The organism is Rhizobium sp. BK456 (genome assembly GCF_014194045.1).
Lineage (GTDB): Bacteria > Pseudomonadota > Alphaproteobacteria > Rhizobiales > Rhizobiaceae > Rhizobium > Rhizobium redzepovicii.
The window spans coordinates 444,472-469,195 of record NZ_JACIAO010000002.1; the positions used below are offsets into that span (position 1 = coordinate 444,472).

Annotated in this window: 19 protein-coding genes; 7 read left to right on the forward strand and 12 right to left on the reverse strand. The window is 62.1% G+C overall.

Translation table 11 applies throughout. The features are described from left to right. Positions 1-49: 49 nt before the first annotated feature. The gene (locus FHX03_RS08430) at positions 50-1,072 is read left to right on the forward strand and encodes an NAD-dependent epimerase/dehydratase family protein (protein ID WP_183777606.1); all 1,023 of its coding nucleotides are present in this window, start codon (positions 50-52) and stop codon (positions 1,070-1,072) included. Here the strand turns inward: FHX03_RS08430 and FHX03_RS08435 are convergent. The 6 genes from FHX03_RS08435 to trxB form a co-directional block, all read right to left on the reverse strand. Then, positions 1,069-1,869, reverse strand: coding sequence for an aminoglycoside phosphotransferase family protein (locus FHX03_RS08435; RefSeq protein ID WP_097626768.1), 801 nt, complete (start codon positions 1,867-1,869; stop codon positions 1,069-1,071). The genes FHX03_RS08430 and FHX03_RS08435 overlap by 4 nt on opposite strands. Positions 1,870-1,945: 76 nt before the next feature. Next, a complete protein-coding gene (locus FHX03_RS08440; protein WP_097626770.1) occupies positions 1,946-3,070 on the reverse strand; it encodes an alkene reductase in 1,125 nt (374 codons plus the stop codon). Positions 3,071-3,095: 25 nt separating this feature from the next. After that, a complete protein-coding gene (locus FHX03_RS08445) occupies positions 3,096-4,262 on the reverse strand; it encodes an MFS transporter (protein ID WP_183853280.1) in 1,167 nt (388 codons plus the stop codon). Between the two features lies 1 nt (position 4,263). Next, positions 4,264-4,557 (reverse strand): ArsR/SmtB family transcription factor, encoded by a 294-nt coding sequence (locus FHX03_RS08450; RefSeq protein WP_097626774.1) that lies wholly within the window; start codon positions 4,555-4,557, stop codon positions 4,264-4,266. Positions 4,558-5,219: 662 nt separating this feature from the next. Beyond that, entirely contained in the window at positions 5,220-6,116 is an 897-nt protein-coding gene (locus tag FHX03_RS08455) for a LysR family transcriptional regulator VtlR (protein ID WP_003593139.1), read from the reverse strand. Between the two features lie 22 nt (positions 6,117-6,138). Then, entirely contained in the window at positions 6,139-7,113 is a 975-nt protein-coding gene (gene trxB / locus FHX03_RS08460; RefSeq protein ID WP_183777607.1) for a thioredoxin-disulfide reductase, read from the reverse strand. A gap of 231 nt (positions 7,114-7,344) precedes the next feature. Here trxB and FHX03_RS08465 point away from each other — a divergent pair, with 231 nt between their 5' ends. Then, entirely contained in the window at positions 7,345-7,812 is a 468-nt protein-coding gene (locus FHX03_RS08465; protein WP_003593144.1) for an Lrp/AsnC family transcriptional regulator, read from the forward strand. A 6-nt stretch (positions 7,813-7,818) separates the two neighbouring features. Here the strand turns inward: FHX03_RS08465 and FHX03_RS08470 are convergent, their stop codons facing one another. Together FHX03_RS08470 and FHX03_RS08475 are read right to left on the reverse strand one after the other, a co-directional pair. Beyond that, positions 7,819-9,168, reverse strand: coding sequence for a sigma-54-dependent transcriptional regulator (locus FHX03_RS08470; RefSeq protein WP_097626778.1), 1,350 nt, complete (start codon positions 9,166-9,168; stop codon positions 7,819-7,821). Between the two features lie 4 nt (positions 9,169-9,172). After that, positions 9,173-11,044: an ATP-binding protein gene (locus FHX03_RS08475; protein ID WP_097626780.1), complete on the reverse strand. Its 1,872-nt coding sequence runs from the start codon at positions 11,042-11,044 to the stop codon at positions 9,173-9,175. A 224-nt stretch (positions 11,045-11,268) separates the two neighbouring features. On the opposite strand from FHX03_RS08475, the gene FHX03_RS08480 reads away from it, so the two are divergent. Continuing rightward, on the forward strand, positions 11,269-12,603 hold the full coding sequence (locus FHX03_RS08480) for a dicarboxylate/amino acid:cation symporter (protein WP_097626782.1): 1,335 nt from the start codon (positions 11,269-11,271) through the stop codon (positions 12,601-12,603). Positions 12,604-12,667: 64 nt separating this feature from the next. Here the strand turns inward: FHX03_RS08480 and FHX03_RS08485 are convergent, their stop codons facing one another. Next, positions 12,668-13,723 (reverse strand): glycosyltransferase family 4 protein, encoded by a 1,056-nt coding sequence (locus FHX03_RS08485; RefSeq protein WP_097626784.1) that lies wholly within the window; start codon positions 13,721-13,723, stop codon positions 12,668-12,670. Between the two features lie 27 nt (positions 13,724-13,750). Further along, positions 13,751-14,227, reverse strand: a complete 477-nt coding sequence (greA, locus tag FHX03_RS08490; protein ID WP_003565408.1) for a transcription elongation factor GreA — start codon at positions 14,225-14,227, stop codon at positions 13,751-13,753. A gap of 254 nt (positions 14,228-14,481) precedes the next feature. On the opposite strand from greA, the gene FHX03_RS08495 reads away from it, so the two are divergent. Further along, complete coding sequence (locus tag FHX03_RS08495; protein WP_097626786.1) at positions 14,482-15,714, forward strand: putative DNA modification/repair radical SAM protein; 1,233 nt, start codon at positions 14,482-14,484, stop codon at positions 15,712-15,714. Further along, positions 15,714-17,165, forward strand: a complete 1,452-nt coding sequence (locus FHX03_RS08500; RefSeq protein WP_183777658.1) for a UdgX family uracil-DNA binding protein — start codon at positions 15,714-15,716, stop codon at positions 17,163-17,165. The genes FHX03_RS08495 and FHX03_RS08500 overlap by 1 nt, the downstream gene beginning before the upstream one ends. Positions 17,166-17,228: 63 nt before the next feature. On the opposite strand, the gene carB is transcribed toward FHX03_RS08500, so the two are convergent. Next, positions 17,229-20,717 (reverse strand): carbamoyl-phosphate synthase large subunit, encoded by a 3,489-nt coding sequence (carB, locus tag FHX03_RS08505; protein WP_097626788.1) that lies wholly within the window; start codon positions 20,715-20,717, stop codon positions 17,229-17,231. A gap of 283 nt (positions 20,718-21,000) precedes the next feature. Between carB and FHX03_RS08510 the strand changes: the two genes are divergently transcribed. Further along, positions 21,001-21,921: a neutral zinc metallopeptidase gene (locus tag FHX03_RS08510; protein WP_097626790.1), complete on the forward strand. Its 921-nt coding sequence runs from the start codon at positions 21,001-21,003 to the stop codon at positions 21,919-21,921. Positions 21,922-22,134: 213 nt separating this feature from the next. Here the strand turns inward: FHX03_RS08510 and FHX03_RS08515 are convergent, their stop codons facing one another. Further along, the gene (locus FHX03_RS08515) at positions 22,135-23,127 is read right to left on the reverse strand and encodes an aldo/keto reductase (protein WP_097626792.1); all 993 of its coding nucleotides are present in this window, start codon (positions 23,125-23,127) and stop codon (positions 22,135-22,137) included. A 336-nt stretch (positions 23,128-23,463) separates the two neighbouring features. Between FHX03_RS08515 and FHX03_RS08520 the strand changes: the two genes are divergently transcribed. Further along, entirely contained in the window at positions 23,464-24,708 is a 1,245-nt protein-coding gene (locus FHX03_RS08520) for a TCR/Tet family MFS transporter (protein ID WP_183853282.1), read from the forward strand. Positions 24,709-24,724: the final 16 nt, after the last annotated feature.

The window sequence follows — 24,724 nt, forward strand, 5'->3', positions numbered from 1 at the left end:
TTGGGGCCGATGGCATAATCCCTCCATTCAAGCGAAGGAGATGATTGTCATGAGCAGCGAAATGAAGAAGACGGCCCTCGTTCTCGGCGCCACCGGCGGTATCGGCAGCGCGGTTGCCCGCAAGCTGCTTGCGCGCGGCTGGCGCATCCGGGCGCTTAACCGTGACGCCGCCAAGGTGTCGAGGCGCGAGCCGGCTTTCGAATGGGTGCAGGGCGATGCGATCAATGCTGGTGACGTCCTGAGGGCGGCCGAAGGCGTCAGCATGATTGTCCACGCCGTCAATCCGCCCGGCTATCGCAATTGGGGAACGCTGGTGCTGCCGATGATGGACAATACCATCGCTGCTGCCCGCACCGTCGGCGCCCGCATTGTACTGCCTGGAAACGTCTACAATTTCGGGCCGGACGCCCTGCCGGCGCCGACAGAGGAAAGCCCGCAGCATCCGCTGACGAAGAAGGGGGCAATCCGCGTCGAGATGGAGAAGCGGCTGGAAGCGGCATGTGAAGCTGGTGTTGGAGCGATCATCGTCAGGGCAGGGGATTTCTTCGGCCCGGGCACGACTGGAAACAGCTGGTTTTCATCGGGCCTGGTCACGCCGGGTAAACCCGTCGGCACGATCAAGAATCCGGGGCAGCGCGGCATCGGCCATCAGTGGGCCTATCTGCCCGATATGGCGGAAACCATGGCCCTGCTCATCGAGCGCGCCGATCGGTTGCCCCCCTTTGCCGTCTATCATATGGAGGGGTTCTGGGATGCAGACGGTATGCAGATGGCCGAAGCGATCAAGCGTGTCGCAGGCGGCAAAGCCAGGATCGCCCGTTTTCCCTGGTGGATCGTGCCGCTCGCCGCGCCGTTCGCTCCGATGCTGCGGGAGATCAAGGAGATGCGGTATCTCTGGAAGGTGCCGCTGAGGATGAGCAACACCAAGCTCACTGCCGAACTCGGCAAGGAACCGCAGACGCCGATCGACGAGGCCGTCAGAGCTTCGCTCGTGGCGCTCGGCTGCCTGCCTGAACCGCATCGTGAGATGGCGGCGGCCTTGATCGCACCTTCGTCCGAGAGTGCGGGTTAAGCCTCGAGTTCTGCCAGCGCAATCCGGGCGACCTTCAACGCCGTCTCGGCCTGCTCAATGTTCGGATCGCCGAGGAACCAGGCGGCGGAAAGGCCGGAATAGGCGGCGATCCACTGCAGCAGCCGCTTCGGCTCGATCCGAGCCTCCGCCGAGACGATGGCGAGCTGGCGGCGGAAGCGAGCCGGATCGGTAATGGTCGGCAGTTCCTCGTTGGCGAAGATGTTGGCGAAATCGAAGCCGCGCTCGCCATGCAGTCGCTTCGGATCGATCGCCAGCCAGCCGCGCGCCTCGAAATCGAGGATATTGTCGTGGTGAATGTCGCCGTGGAGGACGGTGAGGTCGCGCGGATCGGCAAGCAGCGCATTGGCAATCGCCGAGCATTCGGCCAGCGTGCCGCCATGTTTGCCTGCCGCCGGCTCGAGATCGCGGAACCAGCGGCTGAGGGGGATGGGATCGGGAAGCGGTTTTTCGCGCGGCGCATGCAGCCTTGCGGCCGTTCGGCAGAGGATGCGGCTTGCCTCGTCGTCCTCGCCGTTCATCGCCATGGCAAGCAGCGAGCGTTCCCCCATCGCCCGTTCCAGGAGTACCGCGTCGCCCTCATGAGCGTAGACATGGGCTGCGCCGTCGCCATCCCACCATTGCATCAACAGCGCGCCGTATCGTTCGTCGACATCGGCGGCCACTTTCAGCATGGCAGGCTTCTCCTGCCAGAGGACCGGCAGCAGACGGCTTGAATGGGTGATGATGGGCTCGCCGTCTGATATCAGCGACCAGCGATCAAGATGGGGAGCGAACATAGGCACACCCTACAAAGATCCGTGGGAAATGAAAATCCCGCCTTTCGGCGGGATTCGCAATGTGTGTTCCAAAGGTTCAGGCGACCTTTTCGAGAGCGGGATAGTCGACATAGCCCCTGGCGGTGCCGCCATAGAAGGTCGACTGGTCGGGCGTGTTGAGCGGCAGGTTCTTCGCCAAGCGTTCGACGAGATCGGGATTGGCGATGAAGGGCTTGCCGAAGGCGACGAGGTCGACGCGGCCGCTTTCGACAGCATCGATCGCTAGATCGCGGTCATAACCGTTATTGACCATCCAGTCGGCCTTGCCGCCGGCGGTTTCATAAGCCTGGCGCAACGCCTTGTAATCGAAGGAAGGATTGTCGCCCTGGCGGTAGTCGCGATCACCGCCGGTCTGGCCTTCGATCACATGGATATAGGCCAGATCATATTTGGCCAGCCCCTCGACGACACGGGTGAAAGTCGCCTGCGGATTGGAATCGTAGCTTTCGCCCGACGGTGTCACCGGCGATATGCGGATCGCGGTTCGGCCTGCGCCGATTTCACTGACGACGGCATCGACGACGTCGAAGGTCAAACGGGCGCGGTTTTCGATCGAGCCGCCATATTGATCGGTGCGGTCGTTGACGCCGTCGCGGATGAACTGGTCGAGCAGGTAGCCGTTGGCGCCATGGATCTCGACGCCGTCGAAGCCGGCATTGATCGCCGCACGCGCGGCCTTGCGGTAATCTTCGATGATACCCGGGATTTCAGCGGTATCGAGGGCGCGCGGCTCGGAGGTGTCGGCAAAGCTGCCGGTGCCGTCGCCATTGACCAGGTAGGTCTTGGCCTTGGCGATCCGGTCGGTAGAGGAGACCGGTTTGCCGCCATTCGGCTGCAGCGTAGTGTGCGAGATGCGGCCGACATGCCACATCTGGACGACGATCTTGCCGCCGGCCGCGTGAACGGCGTCGGTGACGCGCTTCCAGCCGTCGAGAGCCTCTTTGCTGTAAAGGCCGGGCACGTCGGCGTAGCCCTGGCCCTGATGGGTGATCGCGGTCGCTTCGGTAATGATCAGGCCTGCCGTGGCGCGCTGGCGGTAATATTCGACATTGAGGTCGTTGGGGATGGCGCCCGGCGAGCGGTTGCGGGTGAGCGGCGCCATGACGATGCGGTTCTTGACTGTAATGTCGCCAACCTTGGTGGGTTCGAAAAGCTTGGCCATGATGGTCCTTTCTTTTGCGGGAGGATCACTCGGCAGGGGCGAGGGCGGCTCGGCCCCTGGCGGAGAGATAGGTGAGTCCAGTCGCGCCGAGGCCGATCAGGGCCATCAAGGCTGCGGCGAGCGGGACGCGGGTAAGATCGAAGCCGGCATCGATGACCAGGCCGCCAACCCAGGCGCCGAGCGCGTTACCGGTGTTGAAGGCGCCGATATTGATGGTTGAAACCAGGTTCGGGGCGTCCTTACCGAAACCGACGACGCCGACCTGGAGCGCCGGCACAGCGGCAAAGCTTGCCAAGGCCCAGAGGAAAAGCGTGATTTCAGCCGGGATGAAGAAGCGGCTGGTATAGCTGAAGGCGATCGACGTAACGGCGATGGCGGCGAAGACACCGGCAAGCGTCGCGCCAAGCCGCCAGTCGGCCAGTTTGCCGCCGACGAGATTGCCGATGGTCAGCCCGAGGCCGATCAGGAACAGTGTCCAGGTGACGCCTTCCGGGGAAATGCCGGTAACGTCACGCAGCAGCGGCGCGATATAGGTGAAGAGCGCGAACATCGAGGCGGCGAAGAAGACGGTGGTGGACAGCGCCAGCCACAGGCCACCATTCCGGAGTGCGGCGATCTCGCGCAGGATACTGCCGTTCTCTTGCTGCTTATCCCTGGGCAGGATGGCGATCAGGCCTGATATGGTGACGACGCCGATGACGGTGACGATACCGAACGTGGCGCGCCAGCCATAAGCCTGGCCGATGGCGGTGCCGAGCGGCACGCCAAGAACATTGGCGAGCGTCAGGCCGGTAAACATCAGGGCGACGGCGCGGGCCTTGCGGTCTTCGGCGACCAGGCTGGCGGCGACGACCGAACCGATGCCGAAGAAGGCGCCATGGCGAAGCGCGGTCACGACACGGGCAATCATCAGCACCCAGTAGTCGCTTGCCAGCGCGCAAAGCAGGTTGCCGGCGATGAAGAAGGCCATCAGCGCGATCAGGGCGGTGCGGCGCTTCAGCTTGGCCGTCGCAATAGCCATCACCGGGGCGCCGATTGCGACCGCCAGTGCATAACCGGTTACCAGCCACCCGGCCTGCGGGATCGTCACCGAGAGATCGGTGGCGACCTCGGGCAGAAGACCCATGATGACGAATTCGGTGGTGCCTATAGCAAACGAGCTCAAGGCAAGGACGAGAAGGGCGAGGGGCATTTTATAGGTCCTGCGTCAGCTGCTTGAGGAATGCAGCGATCGTTTCTTCGTTGCGCTTGTAGAAGATCCACTGTCCCACGCGTTTGGTGGTGACGAGGCCGGCGCGATGCAGCGTTCCCAAATGGGCCGAGACCGTCGACTGCGACAGGCCGCAGCGTTCGAACTGGCTGGCACAGACACCCATTTCGAAAGGATGCTCCTGCGAAGGGAAATGCTGCTCGGGATTTTTCAGCCAGCTCAGAATGTCCATCCGGGTGGGATGGGCGAGTGCCTTGATAATCTCGTCTTTGTCCATCGTCGTTCGCCGAACTATAAATCGTCTTTGTTCGATACATTGATCGTCAGGCGTCGATATGCAAATCACGGAGGCGTGAGGCCGTGCGTTTTATTGAGTGAGCAAAATTTGGGCAAAAAAAGAGGGCCACCGGAAAACCAGGGCCCTTGTAATTGTGAAGGTCAAAAACCTCCAGAGGGGAACAGCTAATGCGGTGGTACTGGGAGAGAAACCACAAGATGCATCAGCTGAGAGAAATATGGTGCTTCCTTGGGCAGGTTTCAATGCTTTTTTGTGCATGCCTGCTATGCGTCGCACAATTTTTTTGCGACGCAGCATTTCCTGGGCGGGCAAGGGCAAAAAAAGAGGGCCACTGGAAAACCAGGGCCCTTATAAGTGTGAAGGTCAAAAACCTCCAGAGGGGAACAGCTAATGCGGTGGAACTGGGAGGAAAAGCCACCATGTGCATCAGCTATGTGCGATATGGTGGTTTAATGGGCAAACGGCAACCCTTATTTGTGCATGCCAGTCATGCGTTCAATGCATAGTATGGAAAACATTCCATAAATCTGGCTTAGATCCGATGTTACAAAGCCGATCCGGCCCAAAATCATCCGGATCTAAATCAAAGAAGGTGAGCATGATCTCGTCTGAATGCCACTCTCACTTTTCGCCATGATATTCTAGAAATTCCAGTTTCTGGCCTTGCTGACGATGAAGTCGCGGAAAGCCTTCAGCTTGGCGGCGTTCTTGATCTCATCGGGATAGCAGAAATAGGTGTCGAAGGAGGGAACGTCGGCATTGATCGCCAGCTGAATGAGGCCAGGATCGCGGCCGACGATGTAGTCCGGCAGGCAGGCGACGCCGATGCCGAGCAGGGCGGCGCGCTTGATCGAGGTCTGGCTGTTGATCTGCAGATGCGGGATGCGCTTGTTGTCCGACGAGCGGCCGGCGACCTCAAGCCAGTTGACATCGAGCAGGTAGCTCGGCGCCGGCTCGCCGAAGGTGATGATGCGGTGATTGTCGAGATCCTCGATCTTCTGCGGCTCGCCATGGCGGTTGATGTAGGAGGGAGCGGCATAGACGTGCATGTGCACGGTGAAGAGCTTGCGCTGGATGAGGTCGGATTGCTGCGGCTGACGCAGGCGGATCGCGCAGTCGGCATGGCGCATGTTCACATCCACTTCCTCGTTGTCGAGGATCAGCTGGATCTGCACATCGGGATAAAGCTGCAGGAATTCCTGGATCTTGTCGGTCAGCCAGCCTTGGCCGAGGCCGACCGTGGTGGTGACGCGCAGCTTGCCGGACGGGGTTTCGTTGGTTTCCGTCAGCTGCATCTTCACGGTTTCGAGCTTCAGCAGCACGTCATGGGCTGTGCGATAAAGCAGCTCGCCTTGTTCCGTCAGGATCAGGCCGCGCGCATGGCGGTGAAACAGCTTGGTGCCGACATCCTGCTCCAGCGCGCTCACCTGGCGGCTGATGGCGGACTGGGACAAATGGAGTTTATCCGCCGCATGGGTGAACGAACCCGCTTCGGCAGCTGCGTGAAAAATACGCAGCTTATCCCAATCCAATGGCATTCCCCCACCCCTCATGCCGATCTTACTCCGCGGCTACGGCGACGGGCATGTGACCCGTCAGATAGCGCTCGGCTTCAAGCGCTGCCATGCATCCAAGACCGGCGGCAGTGATTGCCTGACGGAAGGTGTCGTCGGTCACGTCGCCGGCGGCATAGACCCCCTCCAGGCTGGTCGCGGTCGAGTCCGGCGCCGTCCAGAGATAGCCGTTGTCCTTCAGCTTCAATTTGTCCTTGAAGAGCTCGGTGGCCGGCGCATGGCCGATGGCGACGAAGACGCCGTCGACTGCCATCTCGGTGATCGCGCCGGTTTTGACGTCACGCAGGCGTGCGCCGGAGACGGATTGCGGCATCGGCGGCTTGGCCGGCGTGCCGGTGATTTCGGCCACTTCGGTGTTCCACAGCACCTTGACGTTCTCCTTGGAGAACAAGCGTTCCTGCAGGATCTTCTCGGCCCGGAAGAAGTCGCGGCGGTGGACCAGTGTCACCGACTTGGCGATGTTGGAGAGATAGAGTGCTTCCTCGACGGCGCTGTTGCCGCCGCCGACCACAATCACATCCTTGTTGCGATAGAAGAATCCGTCGCAGGTGGCGCAGGCCGAAACGCCGAAGCCCTGGAAATGCTGCTCGCTCTCGATGCCGAGCCACTTGGCCTTGGCGCCGGTGGCGATGATCAGTGTATCGGCGGTCCAGACCTGCCCGCTGTCGGTGCGGGCGACGAAGGGGCGCTGGTTCATGTCGACTTCGGTGACCAGATCGTTGACGATCTCGGCGCCGACATGTTTTGCCTGCTGCAGCATCTGTTCCATCAGCCAGGGACCTTGGATCGGATCGGCAAAGCCCGGATAATTCTCCACATCGGTGGTGATCATCAGCTGGCCGCCCTGTTCGAGACCGGCGATCAAGACCGGCTTCAGCATGGCGCGCGCGGCATAGACCGCGGCAGTATAGCCTGCGGGTCCGGAACCGATGATGAGCACCTTGGTGTGGCGGGCGGGCATGTCATTTCCTTTCGACTGGCAGGAGGGCGGCGGCTAAGTGGCGATTGCGGCCGTTTCGCGGTCCCTGCGCCATTTATGAACGTCCAATGCTTTTATTCAAGGGCAGCCTTGCGTTACCAACAAGGCAAATCGGGCGGATGTGCAAGAATCCGTCATCGGCGTGAAACATTCTTGCGTATTCCGCGGCTTTATATAGAAGCTCCCCGCGGAGAATTAAAGAAAGGCCATGATGTGGGTCGCGCCGAGCTCGACGTCATCGATATTAAGATCCTCCGGGAATTGCAGGCCGACGGCCGCATGACCAATGTGGAGCTGGCCGATCGCGTCGGCATCTCGGCACCGCCATGCCTGCGCCGGGTGCGCAAGCTCGAGGAAGCGGGCATCATCGAGGGCTACCATGCAATGTTGAACAGCCCGAGGCTCGGCTTCGACCTCGTCGCTTTCTGCATGGTCGGCCTCAAGCATCAGTCGGAAGGCAATCTCAAGTCCTTCGCCGCCGCCACCGCCGAATGGCCGCTGGTGCGCCAGGCCTGGATGGTCTCCGGCGACAGCGATTTCCTGCTGCATTGCGTGGCGGAGAATCTCACCCACTTCCAGGATTTCGTCATCGAGGTGCTGACGGCGAACGAACATGTCGATACCGTGCGCACCATGCTGACGATCCGACAGGTGAAGAAGCTGGGACTGGTGGAAGTCTGAAACAGTCTATTTGCGCGCAGTATAGCCACCGCGGTTGATCCCGTGGCGCTGGAGCTTGTCGTAAAACGTCTTTCTCGGTATGCCGAGCGCCTCGATGGTGCTGCGTACGTCGCCGTCATTGGCCGTGAGCGCGTCGCGGATAATCTCCGCCTCGTAGCGTTCCAGCCGTTCGGGCAGGGTGCCGCCGCCGGTCGGCTGAGCAGGGACCGGTGCGGCTGCGCCGCCTTCGACGCCCAGCACCACACGCTCAGCATAATGCGAGAGCTCGCGGACATTGCCCGGCCATGCGTGCGAGGCAAAGTGGCGGCGCATCTCGGGCGACAGCTCCGGCACCTCTCTGCGGAAGCGCTCGGCGGCGCGCGCGGCGAAATGAGAAAACAGCAGCGGAATATCGTCGCGGCGCTCCCTCAGCGGCGGAATGGAGATCGTCACCACATTCAGCCTGTAATAGAGGTCCTCGCGAAAATCGCCGCGCAGATCGGGATCGCCGAGATCGATCTTGGCGGCTGCGACGACGCGCAGATCGACCGAGCGTACTTCATTGGTGCCGAGCGGAGTGATTTCGCGCATCTCCAGCACCCGCAGCATCTTGACCTGGGTGGCGACCGGCATGCTCTCGATCTCGTCGAGGAAAAGCGTGCCGCCGCTTGCATGTTCGATGCGGCCGGTGCGGCGTTTCTGGGCGCCGGTAAAGGCGCCGGCCTCGTGGCCGAACAGCTCGCTTTCGATGACGGTTTCGGGGAGCGCGCCGCAGTTCAGCGCCACGAAATTGCCCTTCCGGCGGTGGCTCCACTGATGCAGGATTTGGGCGACGACTTCCTTGCCGCTGCCGGTCTCGCCGGCAACGAGCACGTCGACATCGGTATCGGCGATGTGGCGAAGGATCTTCCGCAGATTTTCCATGACGGGCGTCTGGCCGATCAGCGGCGAATTCTCCTGCGCATCTTCGGCCGCCTTGCGCAGCATGCGGTTCTCCAGGATGAGCCGCCGCTTCTCGCCGGCGCGACGCACGCTCTGGACGAGGCGGTCGGCCGCAAACGGCTTGGCGATGAAATCATAGGCGCCGTCCTGGATCGCCTGAACGGCCATTGGAATATCGCCATGACCGGTCATCAGGATCACCGGCAGGTCGGCGTCGATGCCCTTGAGCATGGCGAACAACTGCAATCCGTCGATCTCAGGCATGCGGATATCGGTGACGACCGGGCCGGCAAAATCCGCGGACAGCTCGGCCAGCGCGGCCTTCGCTCCCTCATAGGCCGAGACGGAAAATCCGGCGAGTTCCAGCGTCTGGGCGGTGGCGCGGCGCAGGTCCTTGTCATCGTCGATCAGCGCAACGGGCATCGGTGCGGCCATGATCTCAAGCCTTCCTCAGATGAACGACGAACCGAGTCCCGCCGCCGTTGCTGTCAACTTCCATCCGGCCGCCGTAATCGCCGACGATATCCTTGGAGATGACCAGCCCGAGGCCGAGGCCGCTTTCCTTCGAGGTGTTGAACGGCGTGAACAGGCCCTTGCGGATCTCAGGCGAAATGCCGGGGCCGTTGTCGGCAACCGTCAGCGTCACCATCTCCCCTTCGCTTGACGTCCTGACCTCGACGCGCGCCTCGTCGGCCTTCGGCGCCACCGCTTCAAGCGCGTTCTGAAGCAGGTTGATCAGCACCTGTTCGAGGCGGATCCTGTTGCCCATGACCTGCAGGTCGGGCGGCGGCAGGTCGATGTCGAGCGTGTCCATGCGGCCGGCAAAGCGGCTGCGCAACAGCATCACGGCCCCCTCGATGACATCCTTCAAGCCGGTTGGTTCGGCGCTGCCGCGGCCTTTGCGGGCAAAACTCTTCAGGTCCTCGGTGATCGAGCCGATACGTTCCGTCAGCGCCGCGATGCTATCGAGATTTTCACCGGCCGGCGCGGTCTGGCCGCGGTAGAGAAAGGTGCGGGCGTTGTCGGCATAGGCACGGATGGTCGCCACCGGCTGATTGATCTCATGGGCGACGCCGGCCGCCACTTGGCCCAGGATCGCCAGCCGGTTGGCCTGCACCAGATCCTGCTGCACCGCCTGCAGCTTCTGCTCGGTGCTCCTGTGGCCGACGATCTCGGCCTGCAGCCGATCCCGCGCCTGGCTGAGATCCTGTGTCCGTTCGGCCACGCGCCGTTCCAATTCCTCCCGCGCCTGCTGTTCGCTCAAAATCCTGAGGGTGACCGCCTGGCGGCGGCGCAACAGGAAGGCGGCGCCCGCCAGCAGCGGCAAGAGCGTGAGCAGCGCCAACATACGGGCCTCGCGAATGCCCGCATCGACGGACGGCCCCAGCGCCACGAGATGCTGCAAATGCCAGGCGGTCGCGGGAACCGGCATCCCGACATCGAGAAAGCTGGTTTTTCCTGCGCTTCCCGGCATGACGACTTCGACGATGTCGAGGTTCTCGCCGAGACTTCGCACAGTATCGAGCGGCAGCGGCTGCAGCGGCGCATCGCCGAATTGCAGACTTTCGCGGATCGTCGTCAGCCGGTCCCCGGGGATCCGGCCGATCGTCATGAACCGCCAGGAGGGAACGCTGGTGATGAGGACGATGCCGCGATCGTCGATGACATAGGAGGGGGCGTCCGTGGCGCTCCAATCCGCTTCGACGTCGTCGAACTCGACCTTGACCACGACGACACCGAGCAGCCCGCTGCTGCCTGATATCCGCTCGGAGATATAAAGGCCGGGTTTCTTGCTGACTGTGCCGAGCGCGAAGTGCTCGGCCTGTCCTTCAGCGACCGCACCCTGAAAATATTCCCGAAAACGATAGTCGTTGCCGACGAAGCTCGTCGGTTCGCGCCAGTTGCTAGCCGCAACCGCCATGCCGTCCTTGTCGATGACATAGATGACCGCAGCCTTGGTTCCCGCCGCCAGCGTCTCCAGCTTCTGGCTGAGCCGCTCGAAGGTGCCGGCATCGTTTCCCGCAAGGGCTGCGGCGAGTGCCGTATCCTGCGACAGCACGAAAGGCAGCGCCCGGTATTTTTCGAGAACCGTGCGCAGCAATGCCGCATTCAGCCTGGCATCGGTGCGGGCCTGTTCTTCGAGGGCCGCCTCGGCATGGCGCCGGCCGATCTCGCCGCTTGCCCACAGACCGAGGGCGGCGGCAACAAGCGCGATCACTGCATAAGCCCACCACATCCGGCGGATGCGGTGCCGCAGGGGCAGGGAAGGCCACAGCGATGACAGGGACAGGGACATGGCGAATTTGTGCATTTTTCTGCACTAGTTGCAAATGGATTTGTGCGGATTTCCGCGTTTCTTGATGGGCTTTCATCGGTCGTGGAAATTTTTATTAAATAAAATCAACGCTCTAGTCAGGTACGTCAAAACTGGCACAGTGATTGCGAAGGAGATGGCAACAACGGCTGAGCTGTTGGATTGAAGCGAACGGCTCGGGAGGCCGGAGTTCGTTCCGGACGAGCCTTAAGGAGGACATCATGATCGCAGCACCATTTGATGCAGTCGCAGACAGCAAGGGCAAGAAGCCCTTTTATTCCCATCTTTACGTTCAGGTTCTCGCCGCTATCGCCGCGGGTATCCTTCTCGGCCATTTCTATCCCGAACTCGGCGCGCAGCTGAAGCCGCTCGGCGATGCCTTTATCAAACTCGTCAAGATGATTATCGCGCCGGTCATTTTCCTGACGGTGGCGACCGGCATTGCCGGTATGAGCGACCTGAAGAAGGTCGGCCGCGTCGCCGGCAAGGCGATGCTGTACTTCCTGACCTTCTCGACCTTGGCGCTGGTCATCGGCATGGTCGTCGCCAATGTCGTCCAGCCCGGCGCCGGCATGAATATCGACCCGGCGTCGCTGGATCCCACCGCCGTCGCCACCTACGCCTCGAAGGCGCATGAGCAGAGCATCGTCGGCTTCCTGACCAATATCATTCCGACGACGATCGTCGGCGCCTTTGCCGATGGCGACATTCTGCAGGTGCTGTTCTTCTCGGTGCTCTTCGGCATCGCGCTTGCCATGGTCGGCGAAAAGGGCGAGCAGGTCGTCAATTTCCTCAATGCTCTGACGGCGCCGGTCTTCAAGCTCGTCGCCATCCTGATGAAAGCTGCCCCGATCGGCGCTTTCGGCGCCATGGCCTTCACCATCGGCAAGTACGGCATCGGATCGATCGCCAATCTCGCCATGCTGATCGGCACTTTCTACCTCACGTCGCTGCTCTTCGTTCTCGTCGTTCTCGGCGCCGTTGCGCGCTATAATGGCTTCTCGATCCTGGCGCTGCTGCGCTACATCAAGGAAGAGCTGCTGCTGGTTCTCGGCACCTCGTCGTCGGAGGCCGCACTTCCGGGCCTGATGAACAAGATGGAAAAGGCCGGCTGCAAGCGCTCGGTCGTCGGCCTCGTCATCCCTACCGGCTATTCCTTCAATCTCGACGGCACCAACATCTACATGACGCTGGCGGCGCTGTTCATCGCCCAGGCAACCGGCATCAACCTCTCCTGGGGTGACCAGATCCTGCTGCTCTTGGTAGCGATGCTGAGCTCCAAGGGTGCCGCAGGCATCACCGGTGCCGGCTTCATCACGCTTGCCGCCACGCTCTCCGTCGTGCCCTCCGTGCCGGTCGCCGGCATGGCGCTCATCCTCGGCATCGACCGCTTCATGTCGGAATGCCGGGCGCTGACCAACCTCGTCGGCAATGCCGTGGCGACGATCGTCGTGGCACGCTGGGAAAACGAACTGGATACCGCGCAGCTCGCCAGGGCCCTGGGCGGCCAGACAGAAGAAAGCGCTCCGGCCGCCGGACTGCAGCCGGCGGAATAATCAGCACGATTGTTGGCAATCTTTGCAGCGGCCCGTTATCCGACGGGCCGTTTCGCTTTCTGCTTCAGCGGTTGCCGCCGAGAAGACGGTCGTAAATGGCGCCGATCGCGTTTGCTTCCTTCTCCAGCGCAAAATTCGCTCTGACATGGCGCAGTGCATTCTCGCCATGCGCGACCGCCAGACCGGGATCGGCGATATAAGGCGCGATCGCCCGTGTCAGCGCTTCACTGTCGCCGGCCGCCACCACCGATCCGGTCTCACCTTCGGCTATGAGCTCGGCATAGGCGCCGGCGTCCGATGCCACCACCGCCGTTCGCGAAGCCATGGCTTCGAGCGGGGTCAGCCCGAAACCCTCGTTGCGGGAGGGGGCGACATAAAGCGTCAGGCGGCGATACCAGACCTTGATATCGGGCACTTCGCCGAGGAAGAGGATTCGGTCGCTAAGGCCCGCGGCGGCGACATCCGCCTTGAGCTTGTCTGCGAAGGCGATGTGCTCCGCCGTCACCCGGCCGGAGACGACGGCCGTCCATTCCGGGTGCTGTGGCAAGAGTTCGATCATTGCACGGACGAAAAGATCGGTGCCCTTCTGATGGCGCACGCGGCCAAAACAGCCGACCAGATAACGGCCCGGCAGACCGGTGGCGGCAATGCCGTCTTCTGCCGTTGCCGGCGGATGGAACAGCGAAAGGTCGACGCCGTGTTGGATGACCGTGTGCGGCACCTCGAGGAACGAGCCGGAGCGGTCGCTGGTCGCGATCACCGCGTCCATGCGGCGGATCAGCCATTTCGTATAGGCGGTATGGCGGCGCTGCGCGGCCGAGGTGAAGATGAGTTTCAGCGGCATGCGCAGGAGATGGCGAAGCAGGATGCCGACGGCCATCTCATTGTTGCGGCGGGCGTGCCAGACACGCCGCCGCCGGCGCGGCGGCGGGCGCCAAAGGCCAAGGAGCTGCGACCATCTCAGCTTCGCCAAGCCTTCCGGCAGGCCGGGGCCGAGCGTTGCGATCCTCATGCCGAGCCGGATCTGGCAGGGGATGAGCTGGACGATGGTCGACGTGACGCCGGAGAGCCGGCGCTTGAAATTGGGCGCGATGATCTCGACGTCACGCATATCAGGCAAGGGAGGGGTCTCGTCTGTGGCGGGCGGTCAGCCCCAGGAAACCTGAAGGATTTCGTAGGCCTTGGAGCCGCCGGGGGCATTGACCTCGATGGAATCGCCGACTTCCTTGCCGATGAGCGCGCGGGCGATCGGCGAGGATATGGAGATACGGCCGGCTTTGACGTCGGCTTCCTGGTCGCCGACGATCTGGTAGGTCTTTTCTTCTTCGGTGTCCTCGTCGACGAGCTTCACCTTGGCGCCGAACTTGATCTTGTCGCCGGACATCTTCGTCAGGTCGATGACCTCGGCGCGCGCCGTCAGGTCTTCCAGCTCGCTGATGCGGCCTTCATTGTGGCTCTGGGCTTCCTTGGCGGCGTGATATTCGGCGTTTTCGGAAAGGTCGCCATGGGCACGGGCTTCGGCGATCGCCTCGATGATTCGAGGGCGCTCCTCCTGCTGACGCCAGCGCAGCTCTTCCTGCAGCTTGACGAAACCACCCGGTGTCATTGGTACCTTTTCAACCATTTTTCTGTCCTTCACTCCTTGTATCCACGCAGCAGGCGCGAACACAAAAGAAAACAGGTCCCGAAGGGGAGCTTCGGAACCGTGCCACAATCCTAGTTAAGTGCTTATAGCAGATCGCCAAGGCCGATTTCCAGAAAATTCGCATTAACGAAAAAGCGAGCCGCCGCCACAGCGGGTCATCAGGCGCAAAAACGCGCTCAAGGCCGGATCGCCGCGATTGACTTTGTTCGTAAGAACATATAGTGAACATACTGATGAAGAAATCGCTAACAGAACGCTTGGCCATCCTTTCCGATGCTGCCAAATATGATGCTTCCTGCGCCTCCAGCGGCACGGTGAAACGCGATTCGGCTGCAAGCGGCGGGCTCGGCTCGACCGAGGGATCCGGCATCTGTCATGCCTATGCGCCGGATGGGCGATGCATTTCGCTTCTGAAAATACTGCTGACCAATTTCTGCATCTACGACTGCGCCTATTGCATCAATCGCTCCTCGAGCAATGTCGAACGGGCGCGCTTCACGCCCGAAGAAGTCATTTGGCTGACGCTGGAATTCTACCGCCGCAACTATATCGAAGGCCTGTTCCTGTCCTCGGGCATTATTCGCTCGTCCGATTACACGATGGAAGAGATGGTCCGCATCGTCCGCGAACTGCGCGTGACGCATAATTTTCGCGGATACATCCATCTGAAATCGATCCCCGAGGCGTCGCCGCGTCTGATCGAGGAGGCGGGGCTTTTTGCCGACAGGCTGTCGCTCAACATCGAGTTGCCGACGGATAATGGCATCAGCCGCTTCGCGCCGGAAAAGAAGCCCGCCAATATCCGCCGATCGATGGGCGATCTGAGGCTGAAGATCGAGGCCGCCGGCGAGCCGACGCTGCGCACGAAGAAGCGTCAGCGCTTCGTGCCGGCCGGCCAGAGCACGCAGATGATCGTCGGTGCCGACGGCGCGAATGACGCGACGATCCTTGCGACCAGCGGCCGGCTTTACAGCAGTTACGGCCTGAAGCGTGTCTATTATTCCGCCTTTAGCCCGATCCCGGATTCATCGAAAAACCTGCCGCTGATCAAGCCGCCGCTGATGCGCGAACACAGGCTCTATCAAGCCGACTGGCTCTATCGGTTCTATGGGTTCGGCATCGACGAAATTACCGCCAACCAGACGGGCGGCATGCTCGACCTCAACCTCGACCCGAAGCTTGCCTGGGCGCTCGCCAACCGGGCCGAATTTCCCGTCGATATCAACAAAGCCGAACGTGAACGCCTACTGCGCGTTCCCGGTCTCGGCACCAAGACGGTCAAATCAATCGTTTCGGCCCGCCGCTTTCGCCGGCTGCGGCTCGACGATCTTTCGCGGCTCGGCATCTCGATCAAGAAAGTCCAGTCCTTCGTCTCGGCGGAAGGCTGGTCGCCGCGCCGGCTGATCGACCGCCCGGATCTTCGCGCTATGTTCGAGCCGAAACCTGAACAATTGTCGCTGCTATGATGCGCCGGGTCGTGCTGGCGGGACGGGGCGATCTTGCCGAATGGCGCGATGCCGCGCGCGCCTTTGCCGCCGCCGGCATTTTGCCTGAGGAGATCGACTGGCGGGAAAAAAGCGCAGAGGCGGATCTTTCGTTCCAACGCGACGCCATGCCGCCGGTGCCGGTGACACGCAAGCCGATGACGGTGCCGCCCGCCTTTATCGAGCTTGCCGAGACGGTCCTCTGCCACTCCGACCCGGCGCGGTTCTCCTTGCTTTACCGCCTGCTCTGGCGGCTGCAGATGGACCGGCAACTGCTCGAAGTGGCCTCCGACGAGGATGTCGTGCGGGCTCGCCTGATGGCAAAAAATGTCCGGCGCGACGCCCACAAGATGACGGCTTTCGTCCGTTTCAAAGAGGTTGGTGCGGCAGCTGCTGGCCGTCGAAAATTCATCGCTTGGTTCGAGCCGGACCATCATATCGTCAGGCGCACGGCACCCTTCTTCCAACGGCGCTTCACCGATATGGATTGGCTGATCGCCACGCCCAAAGGGTCGGCGGCCTGGGATGGCGAGCGGCTGACGATCAGCGATGCCCCCTGCGAGAAGCCCAATCTCACCGATACCACCGATGAGCTATGGCGCACCTACTATGCCAGCATTTTCAATCCGGCGCGGCTGAAGCTGAAGGCGATGCAGGCGGAAATGCCGAAAAAATACTGGAAGAACCTGCCGGAAGCCGATCTTATCCCCGGGCTGATCGCCTCCGCCGAGAGCCAGGTGCGGGCGATGGCCGCGCGCGAGGCGACGCAATCGCTGCCCTTTCACGACCGGCTTCAGGAGGCCGCCCGCAACCTTCCCATAGAACGCGAAGCGCCGGCCGGCACGCTCGAAGCCCTCAGCGCCGAAGCCGCCGCCTGCACCCGCTGCCCGCTTCATGCCAAGGCGACACAGACCGTCTTCGGGGAGGGGCCGCGCGATGCAGAGGTGATGTTCGTCGGCGAGCAGCCGGGTGATCAGGAGGATATTGCCGGGCGCCCCTTCGTCGGCCCGGCCGGCAAACTGCTCGACCAGGTGATCGCGGACGTCGGCATCGACCGTTCGGCGCTCTATGTCACCAATGCCGTCAAGCACTTCAAATATGAGCCGCGCGGCAAACGCCGTATCCATCAGAAGCCGAATATGGGCGAGGTGAAGCATTGCCGCTGGTGGTTGGATCTGGAACTGGCGCTCGTCAAACCGAAGCTGATCGTCGCCATGGGGGCGACGGCGCTTGCGGCGCTGACCGACGTGAAGGAGCGCCTGCAGGATGTCAGGGGAAAGGCAATGGCGATCGAAGGAGGACGCACGCTCTTCGTGACGGTGCATCCCTCCTATCTGCTGCGCATTCCCGACGAGCGACTGAAAGCGGAGGAGATGGTGCGATTTCGCAATGATATGCTGCAGATTCAGCGGCTTATGGCGTCCGCCGGCTAAAGTGATTCCAGTGAAGACGCGCCATCGCTCACCGAGCGATGGCGCCGCTGGAATTGCTCTATCTCAGGCGAAGTAACTCTGCAGCGGCCGGACTTCGAGATTGCCAGCCTTCAGCGCCTTGATCGCTTGGGCGGCAGCTTCGGCGCCGGCCATGGTTGTGTAGTAGGGCACCTTCTGCATCAGCGTCGCGCGGCGCAGCGACTTCGAATCCGAGATCGCCTTGTTGCCGTCCGTAGTGTTGATGACCAGCTGAACCTGGCGGTTGCGGATGGCATCCTCGATATGCGGGCGGCCTTCGAGCACCTTGTTGATCTTGGTGGCGGTGATGCCGTTTTCACCGAGGAAGCGGGCGGTGCCGCCGGTGGCCAGCACCTTGAAGCCCTGTTCGACGAGGATGCGGATCGCCGGCAGCACGCGTGGCTTGTCCTCGTCGCGCACCGAGACGAACACCGTGCCGTCACGCGGCAGCTCGACGCCGGCGCCGAGCTGCGACTTGGCGAAGGCCAGCGCAAAATCGGTGTCGAGGCCGATGACTTCACCGGTCGAGCGCATCTCCGGGCCGAGCAGCGTGTCGACGCCGGGGAAGCGGGCGAAGGGGAAGACTGCTTCCTTGACGGCGATATGCGTGAGCTTGCGCGGATCGGGCTTTTCGCCATAGGCGGCAAAGGTCGCATCGAGCTTCTCGCCGGCCATAACGCGCGCGGCGATCTTGGCGATCGGCGCGCCGATGGTCTTGGCGACGAAGGGCACGGTGCGCGAGGCGCGCGGATTGACCTCCAGAACGTAGACGGTGCCGTCTTTGATGGCGAACTGGACGTTCATCAGGCCGCCGACATTGAGCGCCTTGGCCATCGCCTTTGCCTGGCGCTCGAGTTCGTCGATCAGTTCGACGGGCAGCGAGCGTGGCGGCAGCGAACAGGCACTGTCGCCGGAATGGATGCCGGCTTCCTCGATATGCTCCATGATGCCGGCGACATAGACGTCGGTTCCATCAGAGAGGCAGTCGACATCGACTTCGATGGCATGGCTGAGATAGCTGTCGAAGAGAAGCGGGTTCTTGCCGAGCAGGGTGTTGATCTGGCCGGTCTTGTCATTGGGATAACGCTGCTTGATGTCTTCGGGCACCAGTTCCGGAACCGTGTCCAGCAGGTAGGTCTGCAGCTGGCCTTCTGAATGCAGGATTTGCATGGCGCGGCCGCCGAGCACGTAGGAGGGACGCACGACCAGAGGGAAGCCGATTTCGGCGGCGACCAGGCGGGCCTGCTCGACCGAATAGGCGATGCCGTTGTTCGGCTGGTTGAGGTCGAGCTTCATCAGAAGCTTCTGGAAGCGATCGCGGTCCTCGGCAAGATCGATCATGTCGGGTGCGGTGCCGAGGATCGGGATGCCGTTCTTCTCGAGCGCCTCGGCAAGCTTCAGCGGCGTCTGGCCGCCGAACTGGACGATGACGCCGACGACTTCGCCCTTTTCCTGCTCGGCCCGCAGGATCTCGATGACGTCCTCGGCCGTCAGCGGCTCGAAGTAGAGGCGATCGGACGTGTCATAGTCGGTCGAGACGGTTTCTGGGTTGCAGTTGATCATGATCGCTTCATAACCCGCATCCTTCAGCGCGAAGGCGGCATGGCAGCAGCAATAATCGAACTCGATGCCCTGGCCGATGCGGTTCGGGCCGCCGCCGAGAATGACGACCTTCTTGCGGTCGGAAACCTCAGCTTCGGAGCGGGCGGCGCCGACGAAAGGTGTCTCGTAGGTCGAATACATATAGGCGGTCGGCGAGGCGAATTCGGCGGCACAGGTATCGATGCGCTTGAAGACCGGGCGGACGTTCAGGCTGTTGCGAAGTTCGGCGACCTGCTTCGGGCGCTTGCCGGTCAGCGTGGCCAGACGGGCGTCGGAAAAGCCCATGGCCTTCAGCATGCGCAGGTTCGCGGCATCCTCGGGCAGGCCGTGCTCGCGGATGCGGGCTTCCGTGTCGATGATGTTCTTGAGCTCGGCGATGAACCAGGGGTCGATCTTGCAGCCCTCATGCACCTCTTCGATGCTGAGACCCATGCGCAGCGCCTGGGCGACCATGCGCAGGCGATCCGGCGTCGGGGTGCCGATGGCAGCGCGGATGGCGTTGTGGCTGGATTCGCCTTCCTCGGAATCGGGGATCTCGATTTCGTCGAGGCCGGTCAGCCCGGTTTCGAGGCCGCGCAGCGCCTTCTGCAGCGATTCGGCGAAGGTGCGGCCGATCGCCATGACTTCACCGACCGATTTCATCGCCGTCGTCAGCACCGGCGAGGCGCCGGGGAATTTCTCGAAGGCGAAACGCGGGATCTTGGTGACGACATAGTCGATGGACGGTTCGAAGGAGGCAGGGGTTGCGCCGCCGGTGATGTCGTTGTCCAGCTCGTCGAGCGTATAACCGATGGCGAGCTTGGCGGCGACCTTGGCGATCGGGAAGCCGGTGGCCTTGGAGGCGAGCGCCGAGGAGCGCGAGACGCGCGGGTTCATTTCGATGACGACCAGGCGGCCGTCCTTCGGATTGACGGCGAACTGGACGTTTGAGCCGCCGGTCTCGACGCCGATCTCGCGCAGCACCGCGATCGAGGCGTTGCGCATGATCTGGTATTCCTTGTCGGTCAGCGTCAGCGCCGGGGCGACGGTAATCGAATCGCCGGTATGCACGCCCATCGGATCGATGTTTTCGATCGAGCAGATGATGATGCAGTTGTCCGCCTTGTCGCGGACGACTTCCATTTCATATTCCTTCCAGCCGAGCACCGATTCCTCGACCAGCACTTCGGTGGTCGGCGAGGCATCGAGGCCGCCGCCGACGATCTCGAAGAATTCCGAGCGGTTGTAGGCGATGCCGCCGCCGGTGCCGCCGAGCGTGAAGGAGGGGCGGATGATGGCGGGCAGGCCGACATGATCGATCGCCTGGGCGGCAATCGCCATGGCATGGCTCATGTAGCGCTGCTTTCGGTCGCTCTCGCCGAGGTTCCACTGGTTTTCCAGTTCGTCCAATGCCTTGTCGAGATCGGGACCCGAGAGGCTTTCGCGCAGCTTGTTGCGTTCGGCCTCATGCGTCTTGCGGTCGAGATCCTTGATATCGGTGGCGTTCGCCAGCATCGAGCGCGGCGTTTCCAGCCCGATGCGGGCCATCGCCTCGCGAAACAGCGCCCGGTCCTCGGCCATGTCGATGGCGGCGGGCTTGGCGCCGATCATCTCGACATTGTAGCGGTCGAGCACGCCCATGCGCTTCAGCGAAAGCGCGGTATTCAAAGCCGTCTGGCCGCCCATCGTCGGCAGCAGCGCATCCGGGCGCTCCTTGGCAATGATCTTGGCGACGACCTCGGGGGTGATCGGCTCGACGTAAGTTGCATCGGCAAGGCCCGGATCGGTCATGATCGTCGCCGGGTTGGAGTTGACGAGGATAACGCGGTAGCCTTCCTCCCTCAGCGCCTTGCAGGCCTGGGTGCCGGAATAGTCGAACTCGCAAGCCTGGCCAATGACGATCGGTCCCGCGCCGATGATGAGGATCGATTTGATGTCTTGGCGCTTCGGCATGGGCGATATCCATTGTCTGGCTGCGCAAAAAGCCGGCCAGGGTGGGAGATCACCGGGTCGGGTCGCGCATTGAAGGTCTTTTCAGGCTAGAAGCGGCTTATAGGCAAATGTATTTGCAAACGGAACCCCATAAATCGCGGAATCGACAGGAATCCAACACGGCGCGGAAGACTATTTCGTCAGGCAGGACTACTAGCCCTCGATGAACTCGCTGGAATTCCAGCCGTCGACGGATATATAGATTCGTTAAGTGCAATCACGGGCATTGCCGGGGAGAACGAAGATGGAATGGAGAGGCCGGCGTCAGTCCGATAATGTCGAGGATCGCCGCGGCGACCCGAGCAGCGGCGGTTTCGGCCGCGGCGGTGGCTTCAACTTTCCTTCCGGCGGCGGCGTTCGCCGCGCCGGCGGCGGCTTGAGCATCGGCACGATCATCTTCCTCGTCGTCATCTATTTCATCTTCAAGATGATGGGCGTCGATCTGCTGCAGGTGCTCGAAGGCGGCGGCATGACGAGCGGCCCCGGCTACGAACAGAGCCAGTCGGAAGGCACGCGGACGCCCGCCAATGATGAGATGACCGCCTTCATGCGGACCGTGCTTGCCGAAACCGAAGATACCTGGACGGGCATCTTCCAGGCGCAAGGCCAGACTTACGAGGAGCCGCGCCTCGTGCTGTTTTCGGGCTCGACGGCATCGGCCTGCGGCTCCGCATCGGCGGCAACCGGACCGTTCTATTGCCCCGGTGACCACAAGCTCTATCTCGACACGGATTTCTTCCAGGAACTCTCCAACCGGTTCGGCGCGTCCGGCGATTTCGCCGAAGCCTATGTCGTCGCTCACGAGGTCGGCCATCACGTGCAGAACCTGCTCGGCATCCTGCCGAAGTTCAACCAGGCCCGCCAGCGCATGAGCGAGGAAGAGGCCAACAAGATGTCGGTGCGCGTCGAGCTGCAGGCCGATTGCTTCGCCGGCATCTGGGGCAAATATACCCAGCAGAAGGGCTTGCTGGAGTCCGGCGACCTAGAGGAGGCGCTGAACGCCGCCCAGCAGATCGGCGACGACACGCTGCAGAAGCGGTCCCAGGGCTACGTCGTGCCCGAGAGTTTCAACCACGGCACTTCGGCCCAGCGCGTCAGATGGTTCAAGCGCGGCTTCGACAGCGGGCAACTGTCGGCTTGCGATACGTTCTCGGGGCCGGTGTGAGGGGAAGGGACTGTCCTTCGTTTGCGCTCAGGACTTGGTTCCTTCGTCATTCACCCCTCATCCGACCCTTCGGGCCACCTATCTCCCCGCCGGGGAGAAGAGGACTTGCCGCAGCATCTCATTCCTTCTTCTCCCCTCGGGGAGAAGGTGGCCGTAGGGCGGATGAGGGGGCTGCACGGCAGGACGCTCGTTTTAGTCCTTCGTCCCACTTCACTACCTCTCACTATCCATATGCTGCAGCATATGCTCCGGATAACGCCCGCCGGCAGCCGCATCCTTCGGGACTGCCCGTTCGATCGCGGCGAAATCTTCCGCCGACAGATCCACTGCGCGTGAGCCGAGCGCCTCGGTCAGCCGGTCGCGGCGGCGGGCGCCGATGATCGGGACGATATCCTTGCCCTTGGCGGCGACCCAGGCGATGGCGATCTGGGCGACCGAGACGCTCTTTGCCTCCGCGATCTCACGCAGTTTTTCCACCAAAGCGAGGTTCTGCTCGATGTTGCCCGCCTGGAAGCGCGGGCTATGGGTGCGGAAGTCTCCGGCGGCGGCTTGGCCCTTTTGCCAGTGGCCGCTGATCAGGCCGCGCGAGAGTACGCCGTAAGCGGTGATCGAGATGCCGAGTTCGCGCGTCGTCGGCAGGATCTTCTCTTCGATGCCGCGCGAGATCAGCGAATATTCGATTTGCAGGTCGACGATCGGGGCAACAGCGGCTGCGCGGCGGATGGTGTCGGCGCCGACTTCGGACAGGCCGATATGCCTGACATAACCTGCTTTGACCACGTCGGCGATGGCGCCGACCGTATCCTCGATCGGCACGTTGGGATCGAGGCGGGCCGGGCGGTAGATGTCGATATAGTCGACGCCGAGGCGCTGCAGCGTGTAAGCGAGGAAATTCTTCACCGCGCCCGGGCGGGCGTCGATGCCGCTCCAGCCGCCAGCGGGATCGCGGAGCGCGCCGAATTTGACGCTGATGACCGCATCCTCGCGCCTGCGTCCCTTCAACGCCTCGCCAATCAGCATCTCGTTATGGCCCATGCCGTAGAAATCGCCGGTGTCGAGCAGATTGACGCCGGCATCGAGTGCGGCATGGATCGTCGCGATACTTTCGGCGCGGTCGGCAGGGCCGTACATGCCCGACATGCCCATGCAGCCGAGGCCGATGGCCGAAACATTAGGTCCGGTCTTTCCCAAACGATAGGTCTGCATTGTCTTCTCCCTAATGCGCGCACAAGCGGCGCTGCCGGATGCCGTTTTTACAGCCTTCGCCCCTGCGCGATAATCCGGATGGTCTCGAACGGGCCGTGCGCAGGGCCGCACAATGAACGATCATTCCCCGAATGATCTGGACGTCGTCAATGCGATTGCAAGGGAGCCAATGATCACGTTGCCGCGCCCCAAGGTTGAAGGATTTCATAAATTTCCCGTTCTGCATTATCAAAAACTTTGAAATGTTCACGGATTGTTTCGTTTTGTTTTCTGAGCTATGTCAGTTTCTCGGCGACGAGATCGTCTTTTCAGAACGAACCGCTGTAGAGATGCCTCATGCTTGACCCCAAATTCGTCCGTCGCGGCCTTTTCCTGGTCTTCATCATTCTCTTCCTCGACATTATCGGCATCGCCATCATCATGCCGGTGCTGCCCGCCTATCTGGAACAACTGACCGGCGGCGGCGTCAGCGATGCGGCGATCGATGGCGGCTGGCTGATGCTCGTCTATGCCGGCATGCAATTCCTGTTCGCGCCGCTGCTCGGAAACCTCTCCGACCGGTTCGGCCGCCGGCCGATCCTTCTGCTGTCGGTGCTGACATTCGCGATCGACAATTTCATCTGCGGCATCGCCACCAGCTTCTGGATGCTGTTTGTCGGCCGCGTGCTTGCCGGCATCAGCGGCGGCAGCTTCGCCACGTGCTCGGCCTATATCGCCGATATCAGCACCGAGGAGAACAGGGCGAAGAATTTCGGGCTGATCGGCATCGCCTTCGGCGTCGGCTTCACGATCGGCCCCGTTATCGGCGGTGTCCTCGGCGAATTCGGCCCGCGTGTGCCGTTCCTCGGCGCGGCAGCACTCTCGTTCGTCAATTTCATCGCCGCCTGCTTCCTGCTGCCGGAAACGCTGGAGGCTAGGAATCGCCGCCGCTTCGAGTGGAAACGCGCCAATCCGCTCGGCGCGCTGCGGCAGATGCGCCATTATCCGGGCATCGGCTGGGTCAGCCTCGTGATGTTCCTGTTTTTCCTCGCGCATGCCGTCTATCCCTCGGTCTGGTCCTTCGTCTCGACCTATCGCTACGGTTGGAGCGAGGGACAGATCGGCCTGTCGCTCGGCATTTACGGCATCGGCGCCGCGCTGGTGATGGGATTGGTATTGCCGCGCGTCGTGCCTCTGCTCGGCGAATGGAAGACAGCGCTTCTCGGCCTCTGTTTTTCGGCGGCGGGGCTGACCGGCTATGCCTTCGCGTGGGAGGGCTGGGTGGTCTATGTCGTGATCGTTGCGACCGTCATGGAAAACGTCGCCGATCCGCCGCTGCGCAGTATCGCTGCCGGCAAGGTGCCGCCCTCGGCGCAGGGCGAGCTGCAAGGTGCGCTCACCAGTCTCAGCAGCATCACCACCATCGTCGGACCACTGATCTTCACCCAGTTGTTCAGCTATTTCACCCGGCCAGAGGCGCCTATAACCTTTGCCGGCGCGCCCTACCTGACCGCCGCCCTGTTCATCCTGGTGGCCGCCGGCGTGTTCCTCGTGCGGGTCCGGGTCCGTCAGCCGGCGGATGCGCTTGAGGCGGCGGGCTGATCAATCAGAAATGGTG

Excerpts from the sequence above, each read along its gene's own strand:
- FHX03_RS08430 (WP_183777606.1), top strand. The coding sequence starts at position 50 with ATGAGCAGCGAAATGAAGAAGACGGCCCTCGTTCTCGGCGCCACCGGC.
- FHX03_RS08470 (WP_097626778.1), bottom strand. The coding sequence starts at position 9,168 with ATGGCCGCACCGATGCCCGTTGCGCTGATCGACGATGACAAGGACCTG.
- FHX03_RS08440 (WP_097626770.1), bottom strand. The coding sequence starts at position 3,070 with ATGGCCAAGCTTTTCGAACCCACCAAGGTTGGCGACATTACAGTCAAG.
- FHX03_RS08450 (WP_097626774.1), bottom strand. The coding sequence starts at position 4,557 with ATGGACAAAGACGAGATTATCAAGGCACTCGCCCATCCCACCCGGATG.
- trxB (WP_183777607.1), bottom strand. The coding sequence starts at position 7,113 with ATGCCCGCCCGCCACACCAAGGTGCTCATCATCGGTTCCGGACCCGCA.
- FHX03_RS08475 (WP_097626780.1), bottom strand. The coding sequence starts at position 11,044 with ATGCACAAATTCGCCATGTCCCTGTCCCTGTCATCGCTGTGGCCTTCC.
- FHX03_RS08515 (WP_097626792.1), bottom strand. The coding sequence starts at position 23,127 with ATGCAGACCTATCGTTTGGGAAAGACCGGACCTAATGTTTCGGCCATC.
- greA (WP_003565408.1), bottom strand. The coding sequence starts at position 14,227 with ATGGTTGAAAAGGTACCAATGACACCGGGTGGTTTCGTCAAGCTGCAG.
- FHX03_RS08520 (WP_183853282.1), top strand. The coding sequence starts at position 23,464 with ATGCTTGACCCCAAATTCGTCCGTCGCGGCCTTTTCCTGGTCTTCATC.
- FHX03_RS08445 (WP_183853280.1), bottom strand. The coding sequence starts at position 4,262 with ATGCCCCTCGCCCTTCTCGTCCTTGCCTTGAGCTCGTTTGCTATAGGC.
- FHX03_RS08510 (WP_097626790.1), top strand. The coding sequence starts at position 21,001 with ATGGAATGGAGAGGCCGGCGTCAGTCCGATAATGTCGAGGATCGCCGC.
- FHX03_RS08480 (WP_097626782.1), top strand. The coding sequence starts at position 11,269 with ATGATCGCAGCACCATTTGATGCAGTCGCAGACAGCAAGGGCAAGAAG.
- FHX03_RS08435 (WP_097626768.1), bottom strand. The coding sequence starts at position 1,869 with ATGTTCGCTCCCCATCTTGATCGCTGGTCGCTGATATCAGACGGCGAG.
- FHX03_RS08455 (WP_003593139.1), bottom strand. The coding sequence starts at position 6,116 with ATGCCATTGGATTGGGATAAGCTGCGTATTTTTCACGCAGCTGCCGAA.
- FHX03_RS08495 (WP_097626786.1), top strand. The coding sequence starts at position 14,482 with ATGAAGAAATCGCTAACAGAACGCTTGGCCATCCTTTCCGATGCTGCC.
- FHX03_RS08500 (WP_183777658.1), top strand. The coding sequence starts at position 15,714 with ATGCGCCGGGTCGTGCTGGCGGGACGGGGCGATCTTGCCGAATGGCGC.
- carB (WP_097626788.1), bottom strand. The coding sequence starts at position 20,717 with ATGCCGAAGCGCCAAGACATCAAATCGATCCTCATCATCGGCGCGGGA.